7 protein-coding genes are annotated in these 12,053 nt (G+C 57.5%); 2 read left to right on the plus strand and 5 right to left on the minus strand.

The window, feature by feature from the left end:
* Positions 1 to 110: 110 nt before the first annotated feature.
* Positions 111 to 1,178, plus strand: a complete 1,068-nt coding sequence (locus UH5x_RS19975) for an alpha/beta hydrolase (protein ID WP_482633453.1) — start codon at positions 111 to 113, stop codon at positions 1,176 to 1,178.
* A gap of 586 nt (positions 1,179 to 1,764) precedes the next feature.
* Here the strand turns inward: UH5x_RS19975 and lepA are convergent.
* Positions 1,765 to 3,561 carry a translation elongation factor 4 gene (gene lepA, locus UH5x_RS19980; protein ID WP_047814220.1) on the minus strand — a complete coding sequence of 599 codons (1,797 nt, stop codon included), beginning with the start codon at positions 3,559 to 3,561 and terminating at the stop codon, positions 1,765 to 1,767.
* Positions 3,562 to 3,846: 285 nt separating this feature from the next.
* On the opposite strand from lepA, the gene UH5x_RS19985 reads away from it, so the two are divergent.
* A complete protein-coding gene (locus UH5x_RS19985) occupies positions 3,847 to 4,335 on the plus strand; it encodes a hypothetical protein (protein WP_482636032.1) in 489 nt (162 codons plus the stop codon).
* 340 nt (positions 4,336 to 4,675) lie between these two features.
* On the opposite strand, the gene UH5x_RS19990 is transcribed toward UH5x_RS19985, so the two are convergent.
* The 4 genes from UH5x_RS19990 to UH5x_RS20005 all read right to left on the minus strand — a co-directional run bounded on the left by UH5x_RS19990 (position 4,676) and on the right by UH5x_RS20005 (position 11,865).
* The gene (locus UH5x_RS19990) at positions 4,676 to 5,989 is read right to left on the minus strand and encodes a 3-deoxy-D-manno-octulosonic acid transferase (RefSeq protein WP_482633454.1); all 1,314 of its coding nucleotides are present in this window, start codon (positions 5,987 to 5,989) and stop codon (positions 4,676 to 4,678) included.
* 325 nt (positions 5,990 to 6,314) lie between these two features.
* A complete protein-coding gene (gene secA / locus UH5x_RS19995; protein ID WP_482633455.1) occupies positions 6,315 to 10,031 on the minus strand; it encodes a preprotein translocase subunit SecA in 3,717 nt (1,238 codons plus the stop codon).
* Positions 10,032 to 10,100: 69 nt separating this feature from the next.
* A complete protein-coding gene (locus UH5x_RS20000; RefSeq protein WP_047814137.1) occupies positions 10,101 to 10,964 on the minus strand; it encodes a Nif3-like dinuclear metal center hexameric protein in 864 nt (287 codons plus the stop codon).
* Between the two features lie 124 nt (positions 10,965 to 11,088).
* On the minus strand, positions 11,089 to 11,865 hold the full coding sequence (locus UH5x_RS20005) for a hypothetical protein (RefSeq protein ID WP_047814136.1): 777 nt from the start codon (positions 11,863 to 11,865) through the stop codon (positions 11,089 to 11,091).
* Between the last annotated feature and the right edge of the window lie 188 nt (positions 11,866 to 12,053).

Raw genomic sequence — 12,053 nt, forward strand, 5'->3', positions numbered from 1 at the left:
TGGAATGAACCTTCGGTTTCTGTCTCACAAGCACGGCTTCCGACGTGGCAGTTAGAATGGTCGCTTCCTCGATTCCCACCCCCACCCCACCTTGGTTCATGACCCACCCCATGCAAAATTTTTGTCACTCGTCGATTCGATCTTGGATGGGAGCCTTGGCTCCGATCGCACTGCTTGGCTTCCTTGGTGCAACCGCATTGGCAGAGGATTCAGCGTCCGATTCTCTCAAGAACGGTCGGGTCGTCATCGGTCCGGATTATGAGCTGGCCTCTGAACTGAAGGATCACGGGGCACCCAAGGGCAAGCAGTTTGAGTTCATGATGCCGTTGTCGGAAAGCAAGATTTTTGACGGCACGGATTCGACTTTGAATCCACGCAAAGACGTTCGCAAGGAACGCAAAATCGTGGTCTATGTTCCAGCGGCTTACCAAGACGGAACCGCGGCACCGTTCCTGGTCATGCACGATGGGCCGAGTCGGTTGAACTTGGTTCGCAACGCGCTCGACAACATGACAATCTCGAAGGATCCGAATCGCCGCCTTCCCGCTTTCATTGCGATCGCAGTTCAAAACGGTGGCAACGACAGCAAAGGCAGCCAACGTGGTTTGGAATACGACACGATGTCAGACCGATTGGCTCGGTTCATTCAGCTGGAAGTTTTGCCTGCTGTCGAGAACCATCCTGAAATCCGTGCGGCCTACCCGAATTTCAAGCTGACGGATGACCCCTGGGGACGGGGCGTGATGGGGTGCAGCAGTGGCGGTGCGGCGGCCCTGACAATGGGTTGGTTCCGTCCGGAATGGTTCCGCCGTTTGATCACGTACTCGGGCACGTTTGTGGATCAGCAGGACGATGATGCGCCCGAAGAAGCCGAGTACCCGCTGGGGGCTTGGGAGTATCACTCGAGCATGAAGCTGATTGAGAACAGCGAGAAGAAACCGCTTCGCATCTTCACGCACGTCGCGGAGAACGACAATCGAGCCAACGATCCCGAGTCGACCTATCACAACTGGGTGATGGCGAACGAGCGAACCGCGGACGCTTTGGAAGCCAAGGGCTATGAGTATCGGTATGTGTTCTCGAAAGCGACCCGGCACTGCGACCGGAAAGTGTTCGAAGCGACCTTGGCCGACACGCTGGCCTGGATGTGGCACGGGTATGAGGCGGATGCAAAGTAGCGGAGAACGCGGTTGTTCGGGTTTCTGGGGTGATCACCAACGGCACCATTCGGGCTGAACGGCTCCGGAGGAGTCCACGTTGATAGCTCGGGGCGGAAGCCCCGAGACCATTGGTGGACATCACAAAGCCGCCCCGGATGGGGCCGTCGTGAATCATGCGGCCGAAATAGCTGGAGCCGCTCCAAGTCACATACTGCCCCAACGGCACACGAGGTGAGTGTTCAGGATCGGATCCATCGCGTCGCTTCTGTCTTTCTTCATCCCAGTAGGGATTTCAGATGGTAGCCGGGGGTTGCTGCGTAGCAGCGCACCCCCGGAAAACGAGCTCCCGTAAAACTCTCCATCCCGCCGTGGCCAATGGCCACGGCGGGATGGAGAGTGGCGGCGTGGGGGGCATGTCCATCGGTGGCGCTATCGCTTACCGACGGCTACCATCTGACATCCCTACCGGGATGAATACTTGTGCAAACACATGGCCGCCACAAGCCCAAACATTTCGCAGCACAACGTTCGCCACGGTTTTCACGCACAACCGGGGCTAACGCCCAAACGGTTCACAGGGTGAAAACCAATCGTTCTTGCCTGATCAGTCTTTATCGGTGCGGAGCACGGAGATGAAGGCTTTTTGCGGGATGTTGACGCTGCCAAACTGTTTCATCTTGGCTTTGCCTTTCTTCTGCTTTTCCAGCAGTTTCTTCTTCCGACTCACGTCACCACCGTAAAGCTTCGCGGTCACGTCTTTGCGGTACGGGGCAATTGTGGTTCGCGCGATCACGGTGCCGCCAATCGCACCTTGGATCGGAATCTTGAACTGGTGACGTGGGATCGCTTCGGCCAGTTGCTCACAGTAGTGCATCGCACGCGCCCGTGATTTGTCGCGGTGCACGAGGTAGGCCAACGCGTCGACAGGTTCTTTGTTGACCAAGATGTCAACTTTGACGATGTCCGTTTTGCGGTACTCGATCGGCACATAGTCGAACGATCCGTAGCCACGCGTGATCATCTTCAGCTTGCCATAGAAGTCGAACAAGACTTCTCCGAGAGGCATTTCGCTGGTGACTTCCAATCGTCCGGCCGACAAGTAGTTCATCGTTTGGCTCTCGCTGCGATGCTCGCGGCAAAGTTCCATGACCGGGCCGACGTACTCTTCCGGAATCAAAATCTGAGCTTTGATGTAGGGCTCGCTGACCGAGTCAATGGTTGAGGGGTCGGGCCAGTAAGTCGGGTTGTCGACGTCCTGCGTCGAGCCATCTTTGAGTTTGATTTTGTACTGCACCGAAGGAGCCGAGATGACCAGTCCGATGTCGAACTCGCGTTGCAAGCGTTCTTGCACGACATCGAGGTGCAGCAGTCCGAGGAAGCCACAGCGGTAGCCAAATCCCAAGGCCGCTGAGCTGTCTTTTTCAAACGTCAGTGCGGCGTCGTTGATCGAGAGTTTTTCAAGTGCCTTGGTGAGGTCTTGGTATTCATCGGTGCTCATCGGATAAACCGACGAGAACACGACTTGGCGAGCGGGTTGATAGCCTGGGATCGGTTCGTCGGCGGGTTGGTTGGCCAGTGTGATGGTGTCGCCGATTTCGATGTCTTGCACCGATTTGACACCGGCCACGATGTAGCCCACTTCCCCGGCGGTCAGTTCCTTTTTGGGAACCAGTTTGAATTGGTTGTAGCCGAGTTCGTCGACGGTGAAGTCGCGATCGGCGTGCATGAAGTGGATCTCGTCTTTGGGTTTCAGAGTTCCGTCCATGACGCGGCATTGCAGGATCACACCGCGATACTTGTCGAAGAAAGCGTCAAACACCAAAGCCTTCAGCGGCGCTTTCGGGTCGCCTTGTGGAGCGGGCAGATTCTTGACGATTCCTTCGAGCACGTCTTCGATGCCCTGGCCGGTTTTGGCAGAGACCGGAATCGCGACGAAGGGATCGAGTCCCAGGTCCTCGTCGATTTCTCCGCGAACGCGGTCCACATCGGCGGCGGGCAAGTCGATTTTGTTGATGACCGGCAGCAGTTCCAGGTCGTATTCAAGCGCCAGGTACAGGTTGGCGACGGTTTGGGCTTCGACCCCCTGGGAGGCATCGACGACCATCAGAGCGCCTTCGCAGGCCATCAGCGACCGGCGGACTTCGTGCGAGAAATCGACGTGGCCGGGTGTGTCGATCAGATTCAATTGGTACGCCTCCCCGTCGTTCGCGGTGTAATTCAGCGTGACCGTGTTGCTTTTGATCGTGATGCCGCGTTCTCGCTCGATGTCCATCGAGTCGAGCATTTGGTCGTGAAACTCACGTTGAGTCACACCGCCACAGGATTGGATCAGTCGGTCCGCCAAGGTGGACTTGCCGTGATCGATGTGGGCGATGATGCAAAAATTGCGAATGTGTTTCATGGTTTCGTTTCGTGCGACGCGGCGGGGACGTCCCATCGTAGTGAATCAGGTGTCGATTCAACAGGGATTTGCAGTTGCGGCCGATTGCAATGATTTGGAAAGAAATCAGGGTTCGACTGGATTTTCCGGTTGGGGAATGCCGATACGGCTTGATGAATTGATCTTCCGCCGAAACTCGATCTTCGAGATGATCGAACGTTCGGAGGACCGTTTCGTCTTTTCTGTTTTCAAGGATGTGTCATGCGAACAATACTATTTCTCGGCTTGGCCATCGGTGGAGCTTTCATGGCGGGATGGTTCACCATCGAGCGTGATGGCGACAAAACTCGCATTGAAATCAACAAAACGGAGATCCGCAGCGACACGCGGTCCGCAATTGATCGAGGGCGAGACATTCTGGACGAGCGGCAACGCGAGCAAGCGGCTCAACAGCAGGGGGCTCAACAACCCGGCGGTTACCCTGATCAAGGTGGCTACTATCCGGGCGGTGCGCCTGCCAATCCAAATGCGTGGCCGCCACAAGGAGGCCAGCCTGTGCAGGGGGCGGGATACAGCGCCCCGAATTACGGTGCGCCCAACTACAACGTGCCCAATTCCAATCAAGTGCCTGGGTACAACAACTACCCCACCGGTCAGCCCAATGCGGGTTACGGTGAGCAAGGGGCGTACAATCCCAACGCGTATCCGCAGCAAAACTACAACGGGCAACCCCAAACAGGTGCCCAGAATGGCTGGGACGCGGCTTCGGCACCTTGGGCGACTCAGAACCGCTGAGCCAGGATGACGTGCATTTGCCGTGACTCGCGTTGCTCGGCACGGCTCTGGGGTTTCAAGATTCTCGCTCACGCTTCGCGTTTCCTGGTCCCTCGCTCACGCGTCGGGTTGTGTAATCGAATCAATCAACAAGCCGTTCGGCTTCGGGTTTCCAGTTTGCTGGGTGCCCGGCTTTTCGATTTTGCTGTTGGTTGGCCACTCTTGGCCGACATCCGCAACTTGGACGGGCAAGAGTGCCATCCTACATGCGTTCAAACCTCGTTGACGTCTCAATCAATCGGCTGTTACACGTCGGGCTGTCCGTAGCAAGCGAGCTCGAGACGCTGGCGTTGGGTGACCGCTAGGCGGCCCGTTGAAGTCGGGCGTTTTTGCTCGGGATCAACATCTCCAGCGTCTTTTGATACGCACCCCGGTGTTGGTTGACCAACTCGCGAGCGGCTTGGCCGAGCGAATCGGCGGCGGGGATGTCCGTCAGGCAGCGCGAAACGAACTGTTCGAGTTCGGCTTCATCCGCCACGCGAATCGCGGCCTCGGCGGCGATCAATTGCTTGGCGATCGTGTCGAAGTTTTTCGTGTTGGGGCCGAAGGACACGGCACAGCCATAACCGGCAGGTTCCAGCATGTTTTGGCCGCCTCGATCGCCAAAGCTGCCGCCGACGGTGGCGATCTGACCGACGCCCCACCAGTGACGAAGTTCGCCAATGGTGTCAATCAAGATGACATCGTCGGAGTCCCATTGATCCGCGTATTGGCTGTCATTGCGACTGCGACGAATCGGCGACAAACCGTGGGATTGAATCAGTTCGGCGACCTCTTCGAAGCGTTCGACGTGACGCGGCACCAAGATCAGGCGGAGTTCGGGGTGCTGGGATCGAAGGCGATCGTAGACCCGCAGAGCCATCGCTTCTTCGCCAGTTTGGGTGCTGCCAAAGCACCACGCTCGGTGCCAAGGATCGATCCCAGACCAATTGATTCGTGCGTTGACTTCGGTGGTGTCCCGCGTCCGAGGTGCGTTGTCGAACTTCAGGGAACCCGTGACGGTGACATTCTCGGGGGAGACTCCACAAGCCATGAAACGTTCCGCTGCCGATGTGTCTTGGCAGCCAACGGCATCCAAACGCGCGAACGTAGGACGCAAGATTTTGGCAAACTGTTGATAGCGTCCCGCACTGGTTTCGCTGAGTCGGCCATTGATGACATGGACCGAACAGTTCGCTTCTTGGGCACAGCGAATCAGGTTGGGCCACAGTTCCAGTTCCGCCAGCACCAACTGCTCGCAGCGAAGATTCTTCAGCGTGCGACGAACGGCCCAGGTGAAATCCAGTGGGCAGAAGAAAACGCGATCGTCACCGAAGTGCTTGCACGCGAGGTCGTAACCGGTGTCCGTCGAGGAACTGATCGCCAGTGCGATTTCGGGATGCTGTTTCTCGAATCGGCGAACCAACTCGGGAAGCAAATTGACTTCGCCAACACTGACGGCGTGCAACCAAATGGTTCGTTCGGCATCACCACGGATTTCCGCGGCTCGTTCGGACGACAGCCCGAGCAATTTTTGACCCACACCGCGGCGATAACGACCGTGGCGAATCATCCGGTGCAGCACCAACGGCGAGACCGCGGTCAAGGCAGCAGCGTAGGCGAGGTTGAGCCACATGGTTGCCTTCCTTGGCAGGAGTGGAACATTGTTGTCGGGGAACGAACTCTTTGTTTGAGCGAAACCATGCGGGGCGCCCCGAGTTTGCGTGGTTCACATCAAAAGAGCATGGGAATCATAACCCGACGCGTGAGCGAGGGACCACATCGAATTCCTTTCTGCTCTTTTTCACAGGCTAAGCAGGTCGGCAGGAGTGATCAAGCACAACCATGGGAGCCGTTTGGGCGTTCGCCCCGGTTGTGCGTGAAAACCGTGGCTAACGCCAGCGGCTCACATACCCGATGACACCTGCGTACCTGCTTGGAAGCCTATGCCACTTGTTTGATCAGCCGTCGCGACGCATGCAGCAACTTTTGTACTTCTTGCCGCTGCCACAGGGGCAAGGCGAGTTGCGACCGATACGAGGTTCTTCGACTCGAACGGTGTCGACGCTGCCCTCGGCTCGGCCTTCGCTTCCCGCGGCGGCTCGTTGAGCGGCGGTGTTGGACTCCATTTGGGCGGCTTGTTGAGCCGAACGGCCAGCTTCGTGAGCGTCGTCGTGACGTGTTCTCGCGTCGACCCAGGTGCTGCGAATGAAGTCATCATTGAAAGACTCCATGCGGAAGATCAGGTCCGTCACACGTTCGCCAATCGAATCCCACATGGATTCGAACAGACGCATGCCCTCGCGTTTGTATTCGACCTTGGGGTCCATTTGGGCGTAGCCCTTCAGGCCAACGCTGCTTCGCAAGTGGTCCATCGTCAGCAAGTGGTTTTTCCACGAGTCGTCGACGATGTTCAGCAAAATCTGACGTTCCATCCGACGCATTTCGGGGTGGAACTTGTCGTCGACAGCACCGTTGACGGCCAAAGTCAGCTCCGCACGATTCATCCGCGAGAGGTCTTCGGCGGTGTTGCGATTGCCAAGTTCTTCTTGCAACCAAGTTGCCAAGGATTCCAACTTGCCGGACTGGCCGCTGGCGAGTGTCGCGGTCACGTCATCATCGGCTTTGCCGAACAAATCTTGGACTTTGGCAGCCGCTTGTTCGAGCATTGCACCCGAGGCACTGGCGGTTTGTTTGCTGTACTGAATCAGCTGAACCTTCAGGTCGTCCCGATTGAGTTTGACCTCATCGACGCTGAGTTCGTGGTTGAAACGACCGTGAACCCAGTCGACCAGACCTTCGCGGTCGAGCGAGACTTGGGCGCCCTGTTTGTCGGTGAATCGCGAGATGCCGGTCAGGACCGGGTACTCGGCTTCCTTCTCGGTGTAGGCGGCTTCGGCGCGACGGTTGAGTTCTTCGGTGACCTGGCGACGATCTTCGACATCGCGGAATTCTTCCGGAGTGGTTTCGATGCCAAATTTGTGTCGCATCCAAGCGCACAGCACACGGAGGCCGTAGTCGGCTTCCAGCAAGGGTTCACCTTCGGACAGATCCGTCTCTTCGATTTGTTTGTGCGAGTGAGCGATCAATTCGTCGATCATCTCTTCGCGGTCTTTGTTCTTCAGCTGATGGTCTTGGTAGTTCGTGTTCAGGCGCGTGTTGGCCCAGGTGGCCATCGCCTTCCAGTTCCACTCGTCTTCCATCGTTTCGGGAAGGTTCTCTTCCACCGCTTCCCCGACCGTGACTTCGGAAGCACGTTCGGCTTGATCCTTTGCGTAGGTGTCCGCCATCTCGAAATCCATGTTCTGGAAATCGCGTGCGTCCAGTTGGCAACCCAACTTTCCGCCGGCGAACGAGGCAAAGGTGTCCACGCCGTAATTGGGATCCAGGAACGTGTCGACGTGCGATTGAATCTCGTTGTGAATCAACGTCAACAACATTTCGCGAGAGCTGTGTCCGTCGAGCAGGTTTTGGCGATAGCGATAGACGCGTTTGCGTTGTTCGTCCATCACTTCGTCGTACTCAAGCAAGCTCTTTCGAATTTCGAAGTTGCGTTCTTCGACCTTCTTTTGAGCCGCAGCGATCCGGCGGGTGACCAGCGATGATTCGATCGCTTCGCCCTCTTTCATGCCCATGCGTTCCATCATGCTTTTGACGAAGTCGCCAGCAAAGATCCGCATCAGGTCGTCTTCGAGAGACAAGAAGAATCGGCTGCCACCGGGGTCGCCTTGACGACCACAACGACCGCGAAGCTGCAAGTCAATTCGGCGTGATTCGTGACGTTCGGTGCCGAGCACGTACAAGCCACCGATTTCGCGAACGATCTTGCCCTCGGCACTCATGTTTTCGCGTTCGTCAATTTCGTCCACCAGCGCTTTCCACTCGGCGTCTGGCACTTCCAGTCGAGTCGCGTACTGGTGTTGCAGTTGCGACCAGGCGAGAGTTTCTGGATTACCACCGAGAATAATGTCGGTACCGCGACCGGCCATGTTCGTGGCGATGGTGACGGCGCCGATGCGACCGGCTTGCGAGACAATGTCCGCTTCCCGGCCGTGTTGCTTGGCGTTCAACACGTCGTGTTTGATGCCGCGGCGCTCGAGCAGTGCTGAGAGGCGTTCGCTCTTTTCGATGCTGACGGTACCGACCAGGACCGGCCGACCGGCCCGCTCGATCGCAACCACTTTTTCGCGTGGGAACGACTCGGTTTGCTTCTCGCCTTTGGGGAGCAATTCGACAGCCGAATCCGTCTCAGATTTGATGTGTCCCCAAATTTCCGTGCCGTCTTTCAGAACCAGAACGTCCCACTTGTGGGTGCGTTCGACGTCGTCAGCGATAGCATTGAACTTGTCCTTTTCGGTCAAGTAAATCAGGTCGGGGTGTTCGATCCGTTGCATTCCGCGGTGCGTGGGAATCGCGACCACATCGAGTTTGTAGATTTTCCAGAACTCGTCCGCTTCCGTCATCGCCGTCCCGGTCATCCCGGACAGCTTCTTGTACATCTTGAAGATGTTCTGAAGGGAAGCGGTGGCGAAGGTTTGCGTTTCCTGTTTGATCGGCACGCCTTCTTTGGCTTCGACGGCTTGGTGCAAGCCATCGCTCCATTGGCGACCGTCCATCAAACGACCGGTGAATTCATCGACGATGACAACCTGTTTGTCTTTGACGACGTAATTGACGTCCAATTTGTACAGGAAGTGTGCTTTCAGAGCGTTGTCGATCAGGTGCGGCCATTCCATGTTGCCCGCGGTGTAGAAACTCTCGACACCGGCCAATTCTTCGGCCGCGCGAACGCCTTCGTCGGTCAGGGTGACGTTGTGTTGTTTTTCGTCGACGGTGAAGTGCTCTTCTTTTTTCAGTTGCCGAGCGACCCGGTCGGCTTCGCCATAACGTCCCAGATCCAAGTCGGCGGGACCGCTGATGATCAGTGGTGTCCGAGCTTCATCGATCAGAATGTTGTCCACTTCGTCGATGATGGCGTAGTTCAGCGGGCCTTGGCATTGTTGCACTTCGCTGGGGAAGCGGTCATCGCCCTTGGCGGCTGGACGCATGTTGTCACGCAGGTAATCGAAACCAAATTCGTTGTTGGTTCCGTACGTGATGTCGCACTGGTAAGCGGCTTGTTTTTCGCTGGTCGACATTCCGGATTGGATGGCGTCGACGGTCAGGCCGAGATTCATGTACAGCGGCGCCATCCACTCCATGTCACGGCGGGCCAAGTAATCGTTGACCGTGATGACGTGAACGCCCTTGGCTTCGAGCGCGTTGAGGTAAGCGGGCAAGGTGGCGACCAGGGTTTTGCCTTCCCCGGTGACCATTTCACCGATCGCGCCGGAGTGCAGCACCATGCCGCCGATCAACTGGACGTCGTAGTGGCGCATGCCCAGGAATCGTTTGCCGCCTTCGCGACAGACGGCGAAGGCTTCTTCCATGATGTCGTCGAGGGTTTCGCCTTCGCGGAGGCGTTTGCGAAACAATTTGGTTTGTTCACGAAGCTCGTCGTCCGACAGCGCCGCGTACTTGGATTCCATCGCCGTGATTCGGTCGGCGGATTCTTGTAGTTTCGCGACTTGCCGGGCATTGGCGGACCCAAACACACTGGTGGCCAGGCTGCCGACACGCTCAAACGTGCTACCGAAGACGAGGCCAAGGAGGTCCCAAAGACGTTCCAGGATGGACATAAAAGATCAAATCAGTGCGATTGGGGGGTGAAAGCGTGCGGCTTACGTAAACCATGCCAACTTCCAACGTTACGGGTTCAGGGAAATTGGGTCAACTGCGATCGGATCTTGTTCGCGTTGGCTACTACGGACCCAATTGCCCGTGGGATCCGGAGTCGACGGGTCTTGATTGCCGGCAAAGGTTTCGTGCAGCGGCTGGATCTCTCGCAGAAGCTGTTCGGCCAGCGTTTCCATGGCGAAGCGTTCGCTGGCGTGATGACCGACCAAAGCCATCGTTAATCCCGTGTTTTTCGCCTCCAAACACGTGTGCAGCGTGGCTTCCCCGGTGAGCAGAACATCGCATCCGCGTCGCCGAGCGGCACCGACGAACGAACCTCCGCTGCCGCAGCCGATCGCAACTCGTCGGAGAGGACGTTCAAAATCACCCACCAAACGAGGCCGGGTGGAGCCACATGATTTTGCGGCAAAGGCCAAAAACTCTCTCGCCGTCATCGGCTCAGGGAGCTCGCCGTAGCGGCCCGTACCGACCGTGTGGTCTTCGATGGACGGCGTCAGGGGGGTGATCGAGGTCAGCCCGAGGCGGTTTGCCCACTGCTCATTGATGCCTTTGTGCGCTGAATCGTAGGCGGTGTGAGCACTGTAGACCGCGATTCCGGCTCGACACAGATTCCAGACCATCGCTGACGCGGCGGAATCGGTTGTGATCCGGCTCATCGGTTTGAACGGCAGCGGATGGTGGGCGACGATCAAGTTCGCCGCCAATTCGGTTGCTTCTTCGACCACCGCGGGAGTGATCGTCAAACAGGTCAGGATCCGGTGGGCTTCCGCGGAGCGGTCTCCCAGCAGCAGACCCACGTTGTCCCATTCCTCCGCCAGCTTCAACGGAGCGATGGAGGACAGGGATTGGCAAATGGATTCGATGGTGGGAGACACAGGATTCGCGACCGTTGGGAGGAAAGGTGCTCGAAGGAACACACTTTAAGGTCACTGAATCGCTGTGGGAACAACGAATCTGGGGGAGGAAAGGCTCACGTTCCAGACGCGAACGCTTTCAAAATCAAAATCCGCTGAACGGATCGTCACCACCACCAGCGGGAGCAAACGGGTCGTCGTTTCCGGCGGGGGCGAATGGATCGTCAGGAGCTGCCCCACCTTCAAACGGGCTGGCACCACCATCGGCGGGAGCAGCGGGGGCGTCGGCGGGAGCCGCTTCAGTAGCCAATGGGTTGTCCATCGCGCCTTCGAGGGCGTCGTTGGATTCCACCACGGGAGCTTCGCCTGCCAGATCGTCGGCGAAGGGATTGTCATCGGAGGCGGGGGCCGGTGGTGGCGTGGCACCACGTTGCATCGCAGGGGCTCCGGAAGCAGCTGCGGGCTGACCGCCCTGGGCTGACAATTCATTGGCACGGATGGTCGAACGAGCGGCTCCGGTCGCGAGTGCTTGCAAACGAGCTTTTTCGCGAATGTCTTCGAGTTTCAGACGCTGAGAGCCTTGAATGCGAGACAGGGCGCGGCCGATCGAGCGAGCGTCGCCGCCGCGTGCTTCCAGTTCCGCACCCATTTGCCAATCGCCTTCGGCGTAGCCCATTCCGTTGGCGCTGGCGGCCAGTCCGCGGAAGTAATACGCCCGCGGGTCACGGATGTTGTTGTCGATCGCCATCGAAAGCAGTTCGTAGGCTTTGCTGTAGTTTCCAGCGTTGTAGGCGTGAACACCTCGGCCATAAATTTCCGCCAGCACAGCAGATTGGGCGGAGGCGGTGCTGGTCTGGGTGGTGCTCAAAAAGCCAATCGCCAAGGCGAAAAGGAAAAGCGGCGAGGCAAGGCGAATCTTCATCGAGACGGGGACCCTGTGACAGAAGAGCGGATGGTTCAACAACAGACCGTTTCAGCTTAGTTGTCTGCACCGGGGGAATCAAACAAAACGTTGACGCCTTGGATTCGAAGTCGGGCGTTCGCTGGGGAAAGTCACCGGTGAGAATCACGTGTGGTCGTCCCAGGTTGCTACAATTCGGAGTGCAATTT

The organism is Rhodopirellula sp. UH5 (assembly GCF_056839225.1).